The following is a 16,607-nucleotide window of genomic DNA, read 5'->3' as shown; positions in this document are numbered from 1 at the left end:
GGGAGTGCCCCGGCGCTACCTGTTCCGCCAGCCCGTGGTAGCGCCGGGCCATGCCCGGCGAGCACACCACGCACTACGGCCGGTACTGCGCCCTGGCGTTGGCAATCACCGCTTTGACCAGGTCACGGTCGGCGTGCCGGGAAATCGCCCGCGCACCGAGCGCGATGGCCTGCGCGCGCAGCTCGGAAGTGACATCGTAGTGCGCACCGCTGGCCTTGTTCTGGAAGGCCCGCGGTGGAATGCCGAGCTGCGCCGCCATCGCGTGCAGCTCGGCCAGGGTGTCGGCCATCAGGTGCGCCCAGCGCTGTCCGCGCCAGGGATGCACCGCGTCATCGACGTAGACCGTCACCGCCGCGGCCGGTTCAGGCCTGCGGCTTGCTGTCGCTGTCAGCGGCCGGGGTGGCCTCGGCAGCAGCTTCAACCACTTCGCCTTCGGCGGCCTCAGCGGCTTCTTCGCCTTCTTCGGCTTCCACGGTCTCGAACTCGGCGACCAGCTTGTCCAGGTACTCGTCAGCGGTCTGCTCGGATTCGGCTGCCAGGGTGTCCAGCAGCTTCTGCAGCAGCTCGGAGTACTCCAGGTTGACCTTGCGGCCTTCCTTTTCCTGCACGTTGGACAGGTGCTTGAGCATGGCCAGCATCGGCACCGGGTTTTCGGCGTTGCCCATGGTCTGGCCGCCGATGGCCAGCAGCCACTCACGGCCCTGCAGGCCGATGGCCGCGACCACCTGGCCGTCTTCGTTGGTCAGCACGGCATGGTTCTGGACCTGCTGCTGGGCGTTCAGGCGCAGGAACGGACGCTTGGCCTGCTGCTTCTTGCGCTTGTCGCGCTTGGCCTTGGAGTTCTGGGACATGGGGTGGGATCACCTGGAAACGGAAAGACCGCCATTGTAGCGGCCGCACGCAGGTGGGGTCAGATCCCTTTCCAGGGGGAAGGGATCTGACCCCGGTTCAGTGCGCCTCACCCTGCGCGGCCTGCACGTCCGGGTCGGCGGTCGGCGCCGACAGCCCCACCTGTGGCCCGGCACCGGCCAGGGCGGCCGCTTCGGCGGCCTGGGTCATCACCACGATGCTGATGCGGCGGTTGATCGGGTTCTGCGGGTCGACCTTGTCGAACAGCACTGACGAAGACAGGCCGACCACGCGGGTGATCTTGCTGTCGTCCAGGCCACCATCGATCAGCGCGCGGCGTGCGGCATTTGCACGGTCGGCGCTCAGTTCCCAGTTGCCATAGCCGCGAGCGACGGAATAGGCGGTGATGTCGGTGTGACCGGTCAGGCTGATCCGGTTCGGCACATGGTTCAGGTACTCGGCCAGCTCGTGCAGGATCTGCTGCGTGTACGGCTTCAGCGTGGCGCTGCCAAGGTCGAACATCGGCCGGTTCTGCTTGTCCACGATCTGGATGCGCAGGCCCTCCGGGGTCAGGTCCAGCAGCAGCTGGTCCTTGAACGGTTCCAGCGCCTGGCTCCTGCTGATCGCTTCCTGCAGCTCCTTCATCAGCTGTTCCAGCTGCTGCTTGTCGCGCTGCTGCTGGTCCACCGGCTGCGGTACTGCTTCCTTCTGGTTCTGGAAGGGATCGTTGCTGTTGCCACGCGAAACGTCGGTGGCACCGCCCAGCTTGATCATCGAGGTGCTGGCGCCGCCCGGGCCGGCCATGCCGGGTGCCGGCGTGGCGTTCTGCCCGCTCAGCGGGCTCGGGTTGCGGAAGTACTCGGAAATGGCAGCACGGTCGTTCTTGTTGGTGGTGGCCATCAGCCACAGCACCAGGAAGAACGCCATCATCGCAGTCACGAAGTCGGCATAGGCCACCTTCCACGAACCGCCATGATGGGCGGCGTGGCCGGCCTTCTTGACCCGGCGGACGATGACGGTGGGCTTGGTCTCGGCCATGGCTTACTTGACCGTCTTCAGGTGCTGCTCGAAATCGGAGAAGGCCGGGCGCACGTTCGACGGCAGCGTCTTGCGGGCGAACTCCAGTGCGATCTTCGGGTTGTAGCCGCGCAGGCAGGCCAGCAGGGCGGTCTTCACCGATTCGTAGATGCGGCTGTCCTGCTCGGCGCGGGCCTCCATCGCGGCTGCCATCGGGCCCACGAAACCGTAGCCCAGCAGGATGCCGAGGAAGGTGCCGACCAGCGCACCGGCGACGTGGCCACCGACCTCGACGATGTCGCCACCGATCGAGCCCATGGTGATGACGATGCCCAGCACCGCCGCCACGATGCCGAAACCGGGCAATCCGTCGGCGACCTTGGTCAGCACCTGCGACGGCGCCATGGCCTCGGCGTGGTGCTTTTCCAGCTCCAGTTCCAGCAGCGGTTCCAGCTCGTGCGGCTCGATGTTGCTGCCGATCATCAGGCGCAGGCAGTCGGTGATGAAGTCGATCAGGTGGTGGTCGGCCTGCACCTTGGGGTAGTTGCCGAACAGCGCGCTCTCGGCCGGCCGCTCGACATGGTCTTCCAGGGCCATGAAGCCTTCGCGGCGGGCCTTGTTGAGTAGTTCATAGAGCAGGCTGAGGACGTCGATGTAGTCCTGCTGCTTGTAGCGCGGGCCCTTGAACACGCCGACCATGGCCTGCAGGGTCTGCTTGACCGTCTTGGCCGGCGTGCCGACCAGGAAGGCGCCGAGCGCGGCGCCGCCGATGATGACCAGCTCGTAGGGCTGCCAGAGGGCACCCAGGCGGCCGTGGGCACCGAGATAGCCCCCGATCACGCTGATGATGACGACCAGGAATCCAACGATGATGAGCATGGGGCGACGCAAGGAGAGGGGATATCTCCTTGTCGGCCCGTCGCCCGGTTTTCTGAAGAGGGAATTCTGTGAAACCGGTCAGCGGGGTGTTTCAGCCCGCCACGCCGCTTTCTGCGCCGCCACGCTGCAACGGATCGGGCCAGGGCTCGCCATTGCCGGTGAACGAAAGTGAGACGGAGTTCAGGCAGTGGCGCTCGTAGGTGGGCGGCGGACCGTCCGGGAACACGTGGCCCAGATGGCTGCCGCAGCGCGCGCAGGTGATCTCGGTACGCACCATGCCGTGGCTGGTATCGCGGATCTCGCGCACGTGCGCCGGGTCGAACGGGGCAAAGAAGCTGGGCCAGCCGGTGCCGGAATCGAACTTGGTGCTGGAGCGGAACAGCGGCAGTGCGCACAGACGGCAGCAGTAGACGCCCTCGCGCTTGTTGTCGAGGAATACGCCGCAGAACGGCGCCTCGGTGCCGTGCTGCAGCAGTACGCGGCGTTCTTCGCCGCTGAGGCCGGCGACCAGCGCCTCGGTCTGGGTGGCGGTGGGGGGCGTCAGGTCGAAGGCGGTCATGGCGGCGCTCCGTGGGGTCGATGGCCTGGGGATGCCGGAAAACGTGGGGGTGCCGGCGCGCGCTTGCAAGTGTGATGGCCGTTCATGGGCGGCACACAGGTGCAGGCGCAAGGTGAATGCGATCCACGCCGGAGCGTGACATGAAACCGAGCCTTCCCCTGCTGTTGATGGGCCTGCTGCCCCTGGTTGCGCAGGCCCAGGTACCGACGTCGTCGAGCCCGACCGCCACCCGCAGTGCCACCACCGTGGCACCGCAACCGGTGGCACCTCCGCCACAGGCTGCCCGCCCGCAGCCGCAGGTGCTGCCGTCGCCGCAGCCGGCACAGCCGATCAAGTCCACCGGCCCCGCCCGGATCGCGCCGGCGCCGGTACCGAAGCCGGCCGACAAGGTCTATGACCGCAATGGCCGCATCGTGCCTGGCGTGCGCCCGGCCGGCCCGAACCGCGTGTTCGACTCGCGTACAGGCCGTTATTACGACAGCGTGCCTGCCGGTGATGGCCAGCAGATCAAGCGCTGACCTATGGGCCAAGCAAGGTTGGCAGCTCCTGCGCGTCGTGCGGGCTGAACGCACGAAAACAGCCTCTTGGCGATCACTGCTTTTTCGCCTGCGATTAACCGTTTCGGGACCACCGTGGCCCTGCGCTGGCATTCCGCCGCCGCATGTCCTTCGTCCACTGGATCGCGATCATGAAAAACCAGCAGAACCGTCATCCCGGCAAGGAACCGCAGGGCCGCAACCCGCAGCAGCAACAGCAGCAACAGATGGACCCACAGCAGCCGCACAAGGGCGGCAAGCAGCAGGAACAGCGCTCGCAGAAGCATCCGCAGCAGCGCTGAGGGACTCCGGGGGTCGGATCCCGCACCGCGGGCTCTGACCCCATCCTGCGAGCGCCTCAATCCGGAATCGGCAGGCTCAGCGTTTCCTTCACTTCTTCCATCACGATGTAGCTCTTCGACTCACGTACATGCGGCAGCGTCAGCAACGTGCTGCCGAGCAGCTTGCGGTAGGAGGCCATTTCGCTGATCCGCGCCTTCAGCAGGTAATCGAAGTCGCCCGATACCAGGTGGCACTCCAGCACGTTGGGCAGCTTCAGCGCCGCGCGCCGGAACTCCTCGAAGATGTCGCCGGACTTGTAGGCCAGGCTGATCTCCACGAACACCAGCAGGCTGGCCTTCACCGCGGCCGGGTCGAGGTGGGCGTGGTAGCCGGTGATCACCCCTTCGCGCTCCAATCGACGCACGCGCTCAGTGCATGGCGTGGTCGACAGGCCGACCCGCTCGCCCAGTTCGGTGAAGGAGATGCGGCCCTCGGCCTGCAGGATGCGCAGGATCTTGCGGTCGATCTTGTCCAGTTCGCGGGTACGGGTGGCCATGGCCGTCAACCTTGGGGAATGAATTGCAGGAGAACATCCTGCCGGTTGATTTCAAAACAGGCAAATCAACTGGGAATGGCTGTCTATACTTCCCCAATTATGGTCCCGGCACGCTCCAGTGCAGGGAATGATCGGGTTGGAGAAGTCCCATGCGAGTCCTAGTTCTCGGCAGCGGCGTGATCGGCACCACCAGTGCCTGGTACCTGCGACAGGCCGGGTTTGAAGTCACGGTCATCGATCGTCAGCCCGGCCCGGCGCTGGAAACCAGCTTCGCCAATGCTGGCCAGCTGTCGTTTGGCTACACCTCGCCGTGGGCGGCCCCGGGCGTGCCGAAGAAGGCCATCGGCTGGCTGTTCGAGAAGCACGCGCCGCTGGCGATCAAGCCGGGCATGGACCTGGCCCAGTACCGTTGGCTGTGGCAGATGCTGCGCAACTGCACCCATGAGCGCTACGCGATCAACAAGGCGCGCATGGTGCGCATGTCCGAGTACAGCCGCGACTGCCTGAACGAGCTGCGCGCACAGATCGGCATCGAATTCGAAGGCCGCGACCTGGGCACGACCCAGTTGTTCCGCACCCAGCAGCAGCTGGATGCCTCGGCGCAGGACATCGAGATCCTGGCCCAGTACGGCGTGCCGTACGAGGTGCTGAACCGCGCCGGCATCATCCAGGCCGAACCGGCCCTGGCCCACGTCGATGGCCTGGTCGGCGCGCTGCGCCTGCCGCGTGACCAGACCGGCGACTGCCAGCTGTTCACCCGCCGCCTGGCGCAGATGTGCGTGGATGCCGGTGTCGAGTTCCGCTTCGACCAGGACATCACCGGCCTGGAGTTCGATGGCGACCGCATCACCGGCGTGCGCATCGACGGCAAGCTGGAAACCGCCGACCGCTTCGTGGTCGCGCTCGGCAGCTATTCGCCGGCGCTGGTCGCATCGCTGGGCATGCGCCTGCCGGTGTACCCGCTTAAGGGCTACTCACTGACCCTGCCGATCACCGACCCGGCGATGGCGCCGACCTCGACCATTCTCGACGAGAGCTACAAGGTGGCGGTGACCCGCTTCGACGACCGTATCCGCGTCGGTGGCATGGCCGAAGTGGCCGGCTTCGACCTGTCGCTGTCGCAGCGCCGCCGCGAAACCCTGGAGCTGGTGGTCAGCGATCTCTACCCGAAGGGCGGCGACCTGTCGCGTGCGCAGTTCTGGACCGGCCTGCGCCCGGCCACGCCGGACGGTACGCCGGTGATCGGCGCCACGCCGTTCCGCAACCTGTACCTCAACACCGGCCACGGCACGCTGGGCTGGACCATGGCCTGCGGCTCGGGTCGCTACCTGGCCGACCTGATGAGCGCGCGCCAGCCGCAGATCAGCACCGAAGGCCTGGATATTTTCCGCTACGGCCAGTACGGTCACGCGCCGCAACAAGAGAACCGCACATGCGTCCTGCCCGCGCGCTGATCGATCTGGGCGCCCTGCGCAGCAACTACCGGCTCGCCCGTGAACTGGGCGGTGGCAAGGCCCTGGCGATCATCAAGGCCGATGCCTATGGGCATGGCGCGGTGCGCTGTGCGCAGGCGCTGGAAGGTGAGGCTGATGGTTTCGGCGTGGCTACCATCGAAGAGGCACTGGAGCTGCGCCAGGCCGGCATCCGTGCGCCGATCCTGCTGCTGGAAGGCATCTTCGAGCCCAGCGACATGGCGCTGGTGGCCGAGCATGACTTCTGGTTCGCCGTCGGTTCGCCGTGGCAACTGGAGGCCGTTGCTGCCTACGACAGCCCGCGCCCGTTGACGGTGTGGCTGAAGCTGGACAGTGGCATGCATCGCCTTGGCCTGGACGTGGACAGCTTCCGTGCCGCGCATGCACGCCTGTCGGCGCTGCCGCAGGTCGAGCGCATCGTGCTGATGACCCACCTGGCGCGCGCCGATGAGCTGGACAGCGAACGCACCCACGAACAGGCCGCGACCTTCGCGCGGGCCATCGACGGCCTGGACGGCGAGACCAGCGTGTGCAACTCGCCGGCGCTGCTGGGCTGGCCGGATGTACGCAGCGACTGGGTGCGCCCGGGCCTGATGCTGTATGGCGCCAATCCGCTGCCGGACAACACGGCACTGACCGAGCGCCTGCGCCCGGTGATGACGATGCAGTCGAAGGTGATCGCCGAGCGCTGGATCGAGGCGGGTGAGCCGGTGGGTTATGGCGCACGCTTCGTGGCCAAGGCACGCACCCGCGTGGGTGTGGTCGCGCTCGGCTATGCCGACGGTTATCCGCAGTTCGCCCCGAATGGCACCCCGGTGCTGATCGACGGCCAGCCCGGTGCGCTGATCGGGCGCGTGTCGATGGACATGCTGACGGTGGACCTGACCGCGCATGCGCAGGCCGGCATCGGCAGCGTGGTGGAACTGTGGGGCAGCGCACCGACGCTGTCCGAACTGGCGCCGCGCTGTGGCGTGAGTGCGTACCAGCTGCCGTGCGCGGTCAAGCGCGTGGGCAAGGTATACGTGTAGAGCCGAGCCCACGCTCGGCTTCGGTAGCGGCCGACCTTGGTCGGCGCCGTGTAATGCGTGTCGACCAAGGTCGACACCTACCGAGTGGCCTAACGCGCAGCGGTGGCCTGGCTGGCCAGCTGGCGCTTCACCCAGTCATCGATCAGGCGCTTCTCGTAGCGCAGCGGATCACTGTCGCTCTTCAGCCCCAGGTTGTGCAGGTAGCCGGTATCGCTGAGGCGCGCATCGCCCTCGCTGACGATACGGCCGCTGGCGTCCTTCAACGTGTACTGCAGGCTGATCCGCGGCGGGTAGATGTCGCGCATGATCCGGATGTCGCGGCCACGCGGGCCGTGCCACGGCTCGTAGTCACCGGCACGCTTGATGTCCACCAGGGTCACATCGAGGGTCTGCCCAGGCTGCAGCGGCTTGGCAGCGGTGGTCTGCAGGTAGCGGGCCAACTGCTGTACCCAGTCACCGCGTTCGGCCTCGAAGCGGTTGGTGCTCTGGCGGATCTCGGTGAATTTGGCCGGATCCTCCCATTTCACGCTGACCGGGCCATCGGCCTGCAACGCGCGCGGCGCGTCCGCATCGGTCACGGTGCGCGGTGCAGCGTTGGCGCCGCCCGCCACCAGGGCGCCTGCCAGCAGGGCAATCGCGAGTGAGCGTTTCATGACGGTCTCCTGCGTCCCCGCGCTGGGGACGATGTTGATCACAGATCGAGTGTGATCCTGTGGCCGGGCCACCGCAATGGCCGATTGCGTCGTGCGCAAGGGTGGTTGCCGCCAATTCATCGACGTCAACCATGACTGACGGCGCTTGACGCTGTGAATACGCGCTTTGGAAGATGCTGTGCTTCCAATCCGGCCTGCACAGACGCCCCTTGTCCACACTGCCGCCCCTCGTGGAGCGCCCACCGATGATGGTGCCAGCGCCCGAACCCGACCTGCATCATGGCGTGCTTGAGCGCATCAACGCCGGTTTCTGCGTGATCCAGGTGCTGTTCGAGGGCGATCGCGCGGTGGACTACCGTTTCATCGAGGTCAACGATGCGTTCGAGCGCCACACCGGCCTGAAGGACGCGCGTGGCCAGCGCATGACGGCGCTGGAACCGGGCCACGAGCAGGACTGGTTCCGCATCTACGGCGAGGTCGCGCGCAGTGGCCGCCCCGCCCAGTTCGAGATGGAAGCGCGTGCGCTGGGCCGCTCGTTCGCGGTTGATGCGGTGCGCGTGGGCCGTCCGGGCGAAGACAAGGTCGGCATCCTGTTCTTCGACATCACCGCACGCAAGCAGATGGAAGTGGAGCTGGGCGAAAGCGAAGCCCGCTTCAGCGCACTGGCCGACGGCCTGCCGATGCCGGTGTGGGTGCTCGACGAGCGCGGCCATGCCCGTTTCGTCAACAGCGCTTTCAGTGAGTTCTTTGGCGGTGACGAAACACGCGTGCCGGAAGATGTCTGGCGCGGCCTGGTGCATCCGGACGATGCATCGGTGTTCGAGTACGAACTGCAGGAAGCACTGAAGGCGCAGCGGTCGATGCATGCGCTGGTGCGGGCCCGACGTGCCGATGGCGAGTGGCGTTGGCTGGAGATGAACGCACGCCCGCGTTTCTCACGGATGGGCCGCTTCATCGGCCTGGCCGGCAGCAGCCCGGACGTGACCGAACGCCGCGAGATCGAACTGGCCCGCGAGGAGCTGCTGCAGTCCGAGCGTGCCGCGCGCAGCGCCGCCGAGAACATGGCGCGGTTGAAGGACGAGTTCCTGGCCACGCTGTCGCACGAGCTGCGCACGCCGCTGACCACCATCCTCGGTTGGAGCGAGCTGCTGCTGCAGCGCGTGGACAACACCAGCCCGCTGTACAAGGGCCTGAATGTGATCGCCAACAGCGCCGGTGCGCAGAAGCGGCTGATCTCGGACATGCTCGACCTCAGCAGCATGCTGCTGGGCAAGGTGCAGCTGGAGGTGGAGATACTGGACCTGCGCGACCTGCTGGGCGAAGCCATCGGTGCGCAGGAACTGGTCGCCGAAGGCAAGGCGCTGGACGTGAGTCTGCTGCTGCCGGAGCAGCCCAGCCTGGTGCTGGGCGATGCCACCCGCCTGCAGCAGGTGTTCTGGAACCTGCTGTCGAACGCAATCAAGTTCACCCCGGCCGAAGGCCGCATCGACGTGCAGCTGCAGGCCGACGGCAACCACTGGGTGATCACGGTGCGCGATACCGGTGATGGCATCGCACCGGAGTTCCTCAACCATCTGTTCAGCCGCTTCCGCCAGGCCGATGGCACCACCACCCGACGCCATGGCGGCCTCGGCCTGGGCCTGGCGATCGTGCAGCAGCTGGTCGAACTGCATGGCGGTACCGTCACCGCCGCCAGCGAAGGCCATGGCCACGGCGCCACCTTCACCGTGCGCCTGCCGCAGCACATTCCCGATGCCGAGCGACGCCCGCTGCGCGAAGTGATCAGCGGGCCGATCCTGGAGCCGGTGATCGTCGAACCGTACCCGCTGCGTGGCATGCATGTGCTGGCGGTGGAAGACCAGCCGGAAGTGCTGGAGTACCTGCGGCGCATGCTGGAAGAGCAGGGCGCGAGTGTGTCGGCCGCCAGCTCGGCCGGTGAAGCGCTGGCGTTGCTGGCCGATACCGGGCACCTGCAGTACCACGTGATGCTGACCGACATCGGCATGCCGGGCATGGATGGCTATGGTCTGGTGCGCACGCTGCGTGAGGACATGGGCGTGGATGCGATGACCCTGCCGGCGGTTGCCGTGACCGCGCTGGCACGCGCCGATGACCGGCGCCGAGCGCTGGCGTCAGGCTTCCAGGAACATGTCGCCAAACCGTACTCGGTGGCACAGCTGGTGGCTGCGGTACGCAAGGTGCAGGTGCCACGCGCGGACAGCGCGCTGCACTGAGCATTCACGGCCGATCGGCGACTCTGCACGCAGGAGGTCGCCGATGTCCCGTATAGCTCCCCGCATCCATACCGATCCGGCGCAGATCGCGCGCCTGGAAGCCCTGTTGCCGCAGCTGGAAGGCGAAACGCAGGTGCAGCTGACCCTGCACGATGGTCGCCGCCTGCTCGGCACCGTGGCGGTGAAACCGACCGTGCAGCAGTACCGCAACGACGCCGGCGACGAAGGCAGCAACGGCCAGTTGCGCCTGGATGACTACGACACGCCGGTGCAGCAGCACCATGTGTGGCTGGACGAGATCGCCAGCGTCAACCGTCTGCCACCCAGGGCGCCTTGATCGGATGTAGAGCCGAGCCCACGCTCGGCTGCGCCGTCGCCCGAGCGTGGGCTCGGGCGCTACCGGTGTGTCAGTGCTCGAACAAGGTCGGTGTCGCCTCGAACCGGCGCGCATAGGCGCGTTCTTCCGCCACCCGGGCCACCTCGTCATCGGCCAGGTCCGGTGCGCCGTACACCGCATAGGCCACGCTGCCGTCGGCGCCATGGCCGACCTGGTGCAGCCGGTAGCGTGAGTGGCCGCCGCCGGTATCCTCGGGGTAATGCACGGGCGGATGGCTGCCTTCCAGGTCCATTTCACTGTTGTCGACCACGCCACCGACGAACAAGGCTCGCATGCAGGTTCTCCTGGGTTTCCGGGGGAGCCTCTACCCTGAACGTTTCAATGTTGCTGGCAGATCAAGGCCCCGTTCGGGTTTCGCAAAGCGGCATACCGGGGCCGGCCCGGCCAAGCCGGTACAATGGACGGCCCTCACGCTTGAAGTACCCGCGCCGATGGCCTCCAGCGACGACGCCCCCCTGCAGACCCTGTTCCTGCCGTTCTCCCAAGGCGCCCTGCGCTGGCCGGAGGGCCCGGTGGCCTTCCTGCGTGCCCGCGACGGCTGGCCGCTGCGTGAAGCGGCCGGCAGCCGCGAGGTCCACTGCGAGCAGAGCTTCGCCCCGTTCGCGCAGCCGCTGCAGCAGGCCGCCGGCTGGACCGTCAGTGGCCAGCTGGATGATGGGGCCGGCAAGGGCCGTTACCTGCTGGTGCTGGTGCTGCCGCCGCGCCAGCGTGAAGAAGCCCGCGCGCTGTTTGCCCGTGCGCTGGCGCTGGTCGCCGACGGCGGCCGCATCGTTGCCTGCCAGTCCAACAACGAAGGTGCACGCTCGGGCGAGGGCGACCTCAAGCAACTGACCGGCCTCGGCGGCAGCCTGACCAAGAACCACTGCCGCGTGTACTGGACCGCCCCGATGCAGGGCCAGCACGACGCCGACCTGGCCAAGCGCTGGTCGGCACTGGATGCGGTGCGTCCGATCGTCGGCGGCCGTTTCCTCAGCCGCCCGGGCGTGTTCGCCTGGGACCGCATCGATCCGGCCTCGGCGCTGCTGGCCGAGCACCTGCCGGCCGACCTGGCCGGCCGCGCCGCCGACCTCGGTGCCGGCTACGGCTACCTGTCGCGCGAGCTGCTGGAGCGCTGCCCGAAGATCACCGCGCTGGACCTGTACGAAGCGGAGCAGCGCGCGTTGGCACTGGCCGAGCTGAACCTGGCACCGCCGCCGCGTCCGCTGCCGCTGCGCTTCCTGTGGCAGGACGTCACCGCCGGCATCGAGCCGGGCTACGACGTCATCATCAGCAATCCGCCATTCCACACGCCCTCGCGCGCCGATCGCCCGGACATCGGCCAGCGCTTCATCGCCGTGGCCGCGCAGGCGCTGCGCCCGGGCGGACGCCTGTACGTGGTGGCCAACCGCCACCTGCCGTACGAGTACACGCTCAACGAGAGCTTTGGCGCGGTGCGCGTGATCGCCGAGCGTGATGGCTTCAAACTGGTGGAAGCGGTGAAGGGGAAGGGCAAGTGAAGCTGGTCAAGCTCATCGCCAACCTGGGCTACGGCAGCCGCAAGCAGGTGCAGTGGATGTTCCGCGAAGGCCGCGTCACCGACGCCGACGGCGAGGTGCTGTATGCCGACGACCAGGTGCCGCACGAGGCGATCCGCGTCGACGGCGAGCCGCTGGACCCGCCGGTGGGCCTGTCGATCGCGCTGCACAAGCCGGCCGGCTACACCTGCTCGACCAAGGACACCGGCCGCCTGATCTACGACCTGCTGCCGCCGCGCTTCCGCGACCGCGATCCGGTGCTGTCTACAGTGGGCCGCCTCGACCGCGAGACCAGTGGCCTGCTGCTGCTGACCGACGACGGTGGCCTGCTGCACCGGATCATCTCGCCGAAGTCGAAGCTGCCGAAAGTCTATGAGGTCGAGTTGAGCGAGGACCTGCGCGGCGACGAGGTGGCACTGTTCGCCAGCGGCACGCTGATGCTGGAGTCCGAGAAGACGCCCCTGCTGCCGGCTGAACTGGAAGTGGTGGATGCGCGTCGCGCGCGCCTGGTGCTGCACGAAGGCCGCTACCATCAGGTACGCCGCATGTTCGCCGCCACGGGCAACCACGTGCAGGCCCTGCACCGCAGCCGCGTCGGCGGGCTGGACCTGCAGGGGCTGGACGAAGGGCAATGGCGGCAGCTCACTTCCACCGACCTGGATACGCTGTTCGCTCCATGACCACCATCGCTGCGCTGCCGTTCCTCCCCGACGCCGTCATCTTCGACATGGACGGCCTGATGATCGACAGCGAGCGGGTCTCGCTGGCCTGTTGGAGCGAGGCCGCCGACGAATTCGGACTGGGCCTGGACGAGGCAGTGTTCCTGCGCATGGTCGGCCTCGGTGACCGCGACACGCACGCGCTGCTGCGTGCGCAGGGGATCGAGGACAGCGTGATCGAGGCGGTGGCTGCACGCTGCCATGAGCTGTACGAAGCACGCACCCAGACCGGCCTGCCGCTGCGGCCGGGCATCCTGGAGCTGCTGGAGCTGTTGAAGGCGCACGCGGTACCGCGTGCGGTGGCAACCACCACGCGGCAGCCGCGGGCCAACCGCAAGCTGACGGCCGCTGGCCTGCTGCCGTACTTCGATGCGGTGATCACCAGTGGCGACGTGGCGCGGCCGAAGCCGGCGCCGGATATCTACCTGCTGGCCGCGCAGCGGCTGGGCCAGGCCCCGGAACGCTGCCTGGCGCTGGAAGACTCACCGGCCGGTACGCGCGCAGCATTGGCGGCCGGCATGACCGTGATCCAGGTGCCGGACCTGGTGCATCCTGATGAAGAGCTGCGCGCACTGGGCCACCGCATCGTGGGCTCGCTGGTGGACGCGCACGCATTGCTGGTGCCGTTGTTGCCGAAATAAGCGGTAGGTGCCGACCGTTGGCCGGCACTGAGCCGAGCATGGCTCGGCTCTACATCTATTGGTGGGTGCCGACCGTTGGTCGGCACACCTGCCCCCATCACACCCGCCCGAACACCAGCGCGGCGTTGGTGCCACCGAAGCCGAAGCTGTTGGACATCACCGTATCCAGCTTCTGCTCGCGGCTTTCGCGCAGGATCGGGAAGCTCTCCACCTTCGGATCCAGTTCGCCGATGTTGGCCGAACCGGCAACGAAGCCATCGCGCATCATCAGCAGGCAGTAGATCGCCTCGTGCACGCTGGCCGCACCCAGCGAATGGCCCGACAGCGCCTTGGTCGAGGACAGCGGCGGCACCGCATCGCCGAACACTTCGCGGATCGCATTGAGCTCGGTGACATCGCCCAGCGGCGTGGAGGTGCCGTGGGTGTTGAGGTAGTCCAGCGGACGATCGACGCCCTGCAGCGCCATCTTCATGCAGCGCACCGCACCTTCGCCGGACGGGGCGACCATGTCGGCGCCGTCGGAGGTGACGCCATAGCCGATCAGCTCGGCATGGATGTGCGCGCCGCGCGCAACGGCGTGGTCGTAATCCTCCAGCACCAGCATGCCGCCGCCGCCGGCGATGACGAAGCCGTCGCGGTCCTTGTCGTACGGACGCGAGGCGCTGGCCGGGGTCTCGTTGAAGCTGGTCGACAGCGCGCCCATCGCGTCGAACATCACGCTCATCGACCAGTGCAGATCTTCGCCGCCACCGGCGAACATGATGTCCTGCGCGCCATGGCGGATCATGTCCGCGGCAGCGCCGATGCAGTGCGCCGAGGTGGCGCAGGCGGCCGACAGCGAGTAGCTGACGCCCTTGATCTGGTAGGCCGTGGCCAGGCAGGCCGAGACGGTCGAGCACATCGTGCGCGGCACCATGTACGGGCCGACCTTGCGCACGCCACGTTCGCGCAGCAAGTCGACCGCGCCGATCTGCCACTCGCTGGAGCCGCCACCGGAACCGGCGATCAGGCCGGTACGCAGATTGCTGACCTGATCGGCGCTGAGCCCGGCATCGGCGATGGCATCGCGCATGGCCAGATAGGCGAAGGCCGCTGCATCGCTCATGAAGCGCTTCTGCTTGCGGTCGATCAGCGCGTCCAGGTCGAGGTCGACGCGGCCGCCGACCTGGCTGCGCAGGCCCGCTTCGGCGTGGTCGGCCAGGGCGGTGATGCCCGAGCGCCCTTCGCGCAGCGCAGCCGAAACGGTATCCAGATCATTGCCGAGGCAGGACGTGATGCCCATGCCAGTGATGACGACGCGACGCATCAGAAGCTCCCGGTTTCAGTGAACAGGCCGACGCGCAGGTCGCGCGCGCTGTAGATTTCGCGGTCATCCACGTACATGCGCGCGTCCGACTGGGCCATCACCAGCTTGCGGTTGATGACACGGCTGATATCGATCTCGTAGCGCACCAGCTTGGCGTCCGGCAGCACCTGGCCGGTGAACTTCACTTCGCCACAGCCCAGCGCGCGGCCCTTGCCGGGGGCGCCCAGCCAGGTCAGGAAGAAGCCGGTCAGCTGCCACATGGCATCCAGGCCCAGGCAGCCGGGCATCACGGGGTCGCCGATGAAGTGGCAGCCGAAGAACCACAGGTCCGGGCGGATATCCAGTTCGGCGCGTACCATGCCTTTGCCATGCGGTCCGCCGTCCTCGCGGATGTCGGTGATGCGGTCGAACATCAGCATCGGATCGTTGGGCAAACGGCCGGCGGCGGCGCCGAACAGTTCACCGCGTGCGCTGGCCAGCAGCTGTTCGCGGTTGAACGCGTGGAGACGGGTCATGAAGCACAATCCTGGAAGCGGGGAAACAGGGAAACAAGCGCTCGAGGATGCCCGTGGAAACTGCGCCGATCAAACATTTCAACCGTACGCAACCGTAGTGTTTTCAATTGAATACGCGCATCCTGTTGATGTGCAACGACCATACTTCGGCGTGTGGCCCGTCCGGCACGCCCCCGCCCTTTCCGCCTGACATGACCCGACTGCGCAAGATCATCCACGTCGACATGGACGCGTTCTACGCGTCGGTGGAGCAGCGCGACGATCCGTCACTGCGCGGCAAGCCGGTGGTTGTGGCATGGCGTGGCGCGCGTTCGGTGGTGTGCGCGGCCTCGTACGAGGCACGCGTGTTCGGCGTGCGTTCGGCGATGCCCGCCGTGCGTGCCGAGCGCCTGTGCCCGGATGCGATCTTCGTGCCGCCGGACTTCGCACGTTACAAGGCGGTGTCACAGCAGGTGCGCGCGATCTTCCTGCGGCATACCGACCTGGTCGAGCCGTTGTCGCTGGACGAGGCCTACCTCGATGTGACCGAGCCGAAGAGCGGCATCGAACTGGCCACCGACATCGCCCGCACCATCCGCGCGCAGATCCGCGAGGAAACGAACCTGACTGCTTCAGCTGGCATCGCGCCAAACAAGTTCCTGGCCAAGATCGCCTCGGACTGGCGCAAACCTGATGGCCAGTTCGTGATCCCCCCGCAGCGGGTGGACGCGTTCCTGCAGCCGTTGCCAGTGAACCGGGTGCCCGGCGTCGGCAAGGTGATGGAAGGAAAACTTGCCGCGCGCGGCATCGTCACCTGCGGCGATCTGCGGCAGTGGGCGTTGATCGACCTGGAAGAAGCATTCGGCAGCTTCGGCCGCAGCCTGTACAACCGTGCACGCGGCATCGACGAGCGGCCGGTGGAACCGGACCAGCAGGTGCAGTCGATTTCCTCGGAGGACACCTTCGCCGAAGACCTGCCGCTGGAAGACCTGGGCGAAGCGATCGTGCAGCTGGCGGAGAAGACCTGGAAGGCCACGCGCAAGACCGAACGCGTCGGCCACACCGTGGTGCTGAAACTGAAGACCGCGCAGTTCCGCATCCTCACCCGCAGCTTCACCCCGGAGCGCCCACCGGAATCGATGGAAGAACTGCGCGACATCGCACTGGCCCTGCGCGCCCGCGTCGACCTGCCGGCGGAGACCCGTTACCGTTTGGTCGGCGTCGGGCTCGGCGGCTTCCGCGAGAAGGAGCCGGTGGTGCAGGGGGAGTTGTTCGAGCACGACATGAACAATCCCACAGATACCTAATCATCAAGCAGTGGAGTCAGAGCCCGTTGCGCAGCAACGGGATCCGACCCCGTGCCGACCAACGGTCGGCACCCACCATCAGCAGCAGGTTCCGACAGATAGCTGGAAACTGTCGAAGGCGGGGTGGGTCCGGTTGCGGGGGCGTGAGCCGCATGGATGCGGCG

21 protein-coding genes are annotated in these 16,607 nt (G+C 67.2%); 11 read left to right on the top strand and 10 right to left on the bottom strand.

Annotation, left to right across the window (positions count from 1 at the left end):
* Nucleotides 1-73: 73 nt before the first annotated feature.
* The 5 genes from ACTJJM_RS17315 to msrB form a co-directional block, all read right to left on the bottom strand.
* A complete protein-coding gene (locus ACTJJM_RS17315) occupies nucleotides 74-349 on the bottom strand; it encodes a DUF4031 domain-containing protein (protein ID WP_010484125.1) in 276 nt (91 codons plus the stop codon).
* Nucleotides 350-362: 13 nt separating this feature from the next.
* Nucleotides 363-851 (bottom strand): hypothetical protein, encoded by a 489-nt coding sequence (locus ACTJJM_RS17310; RefSeq protein WP_010484124.1) that lies wholly within the window; start codon nucleotides 849-851, stop codon nucleotides 363-365.
* Nucleotides 852-948: 97 nt separating this feature from the next.
* Complete coding sequence (motB, locus tag ACTJJM_RS17305; RefSeq protein WP_143993796.1) at nucleotides 949-1,887, bottom strand: flagellar motor protein MotB; 939 nt, start codon at nucleotides 1,885-1,887, stop codon at nucleotides 949-951.
* A gap of 3 nt (nucleotides 1,888-1,890) precedes the next feature.
* Complete coding sequence (gene motA / locus ACTJJM_RS17300) at nucleotides 1,891-2,745, bottom strand: flagellar motor stator protein MotA (RefSeq protein WP_005407915.1); 855 nt, start codon at nucleotides 2,743-2,745, stop codon at nucleotides 1,891-1,893.
* Between the two features lie 91 nt (nucleotides 2,746-2,836).
* On the bottom strand, nucleotides 2,837-3,304 hold the full coding sequence (msrB, locus tag ACTJJM_RS17295; RefSeq protein ID WP_010484122.1) for a peptide-methionine (R)-S-oxide reductase MsrB: 468 nt from the start codon (nucleotides 3,302-3,304) through the stop codon (nucleotides 2,837-2,839).
* A gap of 140 nt (nucleotides 3,305-3,444) precedes the next feature.
* Between msrB and ACTJJM_RS17290 the strand changes: the two genes are divergently transcribed.
* Nucleotides 3,445-3,822 carry a hypothetical protein gene (locus ACTJJM_RS17290; RefSeq protein ID WP_019337991.1) on the top strand — a complete coding sequence of 126 codons (378 nt, stop codon included), beginning with the start codon at nucleotides 3,445-3,447 and terminating at the stop codon, nucleotides 3,820-3,822.
* Between the two features lie 143 nt (nucleotides 3,823-3,965).
* On the top strand, nucleotides 3,966-4,142 hold the full coding sequence (locus ACTJJM_RS17285) for a hypothetical protein (protein ID WP_033833709.1): 177 nt from the start codon (nucleotides 3,966-3,968) through the stop codon (nucleotides 4,140-4,142).
* Between the two features lie 56 nt (nucleotides 4,143-4,198).
* Here the strand turns inward: ACTJJM_RS17285 and ACTJJM_RS17280 are convergent, their stop codons facing one another.
* On the bottom strand, nucleotides 4,199-4,678 hold the full coding sequence (locus ACTJJM_RS17280; RefSeq protein WP_005407919.1) for a winged helix-turn-helix transcriptional regulator: 480 nt from the start codon (nucleotides 4,676-4,678) through the stop codon (nucleotides 4,199-4,201).
* Nucleotides 4,679-4,827: 149 nt separating this feature from the next.
* On the opposite strand from ACTJJM_RS17280, the gene ACTJJM_RS17275 reads away from it, so the two are divergent.
* Together ACTJJM_RS17275 and alr are read left to right on the top strand one after the other, a co-directional pair.
* Nucleotides 4,828-6,132 (top strand): D-amino acid dehydrogenase, encoded by a 1,305-nt coding sequence (locus ACTJJM_RS17275; protein WP_440865842.1) that lies wholly within the window; start codon nucleotides 4,828-4,830, stop codon nucleotides 6,130-6,132.
* On the top strand, nucleotides 6,111-7,178 hold the full coding sequence (gene alr, locus ACTJJM_RS17270) for an alanine racemase (protein ID WP_049454390.1): 1,068 nt from the start codon (nucleotides 6,111-6,113) through the stop codon (nucleotides 7,176-7,178). Before ACTJJM_RS17275 ends, alr begins: the two co-directional genes overlap by 22 nt.
* An 89-nt stretch (nucleotides 7,179-7,267) precedes the next feature.
* Here the strand turns inward: alr and ACTJJM_RS17265 are convergent, their stop codons facing one another.
* Complete coding sequence (locus tag ACTJJM_RS17265) at nucleotides 7,268-7,831, bottom strand: DUF3016 domain-containing protein (RefSeq protein WP_010484117.1); 564 nt, start codon at nucleotides 7,829-7,831, stop codon at nucleotides 7,268-7,270.
* 245 nt (nucleotides 7,832-8,076) lie between these two features.
* Between ACTJJM_RS17265 and ACTJJM_RS17260 the strand changes: the two genes are divergently transcribed.
* Together ACTJJM_RS17260 and ACTJJM_RS17255 are read left to right on the top strand one after the other, a co-directional pair.
* Nucleotides 8,077-10,065 carry a hybrid sensor histidine kinase/response regulator gene (locus ACTJJM_RS17260; RefSeq protein ID WP_043398895.1) on the top strand — a complete coding sequence of 663 codons (1,989 nt, stop codon included), beginning with the start codon at nucleotides 8,077-8,079 and terminating at the stop codon, nucleotides 10,063-10,065.
* Between the two features lie 43 nt (nucleotides 10,066-10,108).
* Entirely contained in the window at nucleotides 10,109-10,402 is a 294-nt protein-coding gene (locus ACTJJM_RS17255; RefSeq protein WP_010484115.1) for a DUF3247 family protein, read from the top strand.
* Between the two features lie 70 nt (nucleotides 10,403-10,472).
* Here the strand turns inward: ACTJJM_RS17255 and ACTJJM_RS17250 are convergent, their stop codons facing one another.
* Nucleotides 10,473-10,736, bottom strand: coding sequence for a hypothetical protein (locus tag ACTJJM_RS17250; protein WP_005407925.1), 264 nt, complete (start codon nucleotides 10,734-10,736; stop codon nucleotides 10,473-10,475).
* 157 nt (nucleotides 10,737-10,893) lie between these two features.
* Between ACTJJM_RS17250 and ACTJJM_RS17245 the strand changes: the two genes are divergently transcribed.
* The 3 genes from ACTJJM_RS17245 to ACTJJM_RS17235 are packed head-to-tail and all read left to right on the top strand — an operon-like array spanning nucleotide 10,894 to nucleotide 13,336.
* Nucleotides 10,894-11,958, top strand: coding sequence for a class I SAM-dependent methyltransferase (locus tag ACTJJM_RS17245; protein WP_440865841.1), 1,065 nt, complete (start codon nucleotides 10,894-10,896; stop codon nucleotides 11,956-11,958).
* Nucleotides 11,955-12,656, top strand: coding sequence for a pseudouridine synthase (locus ACTJJM_RS17240; RefSeq protein ID WP_010484113.1), 702 nt, complete (start codon nucleotides 11,955-11,957; stop codon nucleotides 12,654-12,656). Before ACTJJM_RS17245 ends, ACTJJM_RS17240 begins: the two co-directional genes overlap by 4 nt.
* Nucleotides 12,653-13,336 (top strand): HAD family hydrolase, encoded by a 684-nt coding sequence (locus tag ACTJJM_RS17235; protein WP_049454387.1) that lies wholly within the window; start codon nucleotides 12,653-12,655, stop codon nucleotides 13,334-13,336. Before ACTJJM_RS17240 ends, ACTJJM_RS17235 begins: the two co-directional genes overlap by 4 nt.
* 97 nt (nucleotides 13,337-13,433) lie before the next feature.
* On the opposite strand, the gene fabB is transcribed toward ACTJJM_RS17235, so the two are convergent.
* Together fabB and fabA are read right to left on the bottom strand one after the other, a co-directional pair.
* Nucleotides 13,434-14,642: a beta-ketoacyl-ACP synthase I gene (gene fabB / locus ACTJJM_RS17230; protein ID WP_043398887.1), complete on the bottom strand. Its 1,209-nt coding sequence runs from the start codon at nucleotides 14,640-14,642 to the stop codon at nucleotides 13,434-13,436.
* Nucleotides 14,642-15,157 carry a 3-hydroxyacyl-[acyl-carrier-protein] dehydratase FabA gene (gene fabA / locus ACTJJM_RS17225; protein WP_010484110.1) on the bottom strand — a complete coding sequence of 172 codons (516 nt, stop codon included), beginning with the start codon at nucleotides 15,155-15,157 and terminating at the stop codon, nucleotides 14,642-14,644. Before fabA ends, fabB begins: the two co-directional genes overlap by 1 nt.
* On the opposite strand from fabA, the gene ACTJJM_RS17220 reads away from it, so the two are divergent.
* Together ACTJJM_RS17220 and dinB are read left to right on the top strand one after the other, a co-directional pair.
* Nucleotides 15,156-15,347 (top strand): hypothetical protein, encoded by a 192-nt coding sequence (locus ACTJJM_RS17220; protein WP_241875218.1) that lies wholly within the window; start codon nucleotides 15,156-15,158, stop codon nucleotides 15,345-15,347. The two genes, fabA and ACTJJM_RS17220, sit on opposite strands and share 2 nt — an antisense overlap.
* 1 nt (nucleotide 15,348) lies before the next feature.
* Nucleotides 15,349-16,443 (top strand): DNA polymerase IV, encoded by a 1,095-nt coding sequence (gene dinB, locus ACTJJM_RS17215; protein WP_159359746.1) that lies wholly within the window; start codon nucleotides 15,349-15,351, stop codon nucleotides 16,441-16,443.
* Nucleotides 16,444-16,607: the final 164 nt, after the last annotated feature.

Source organism: Stenotrophomonas sp. 22692 (genome assembly GCF_052045015.1).
GTDB lineage: Bacteria > Pseudomonadota > Gammaproteobacteria > Xanthomonadales > Xanthomonadaceae > Stenotrophomonas > Stenotrophomonas geniculata.
The sequence above is the reverse complement of the archived record's forward strand: the minus strand, read 5'-3'. Positions and strand labels throughout refer to the sequence as shown.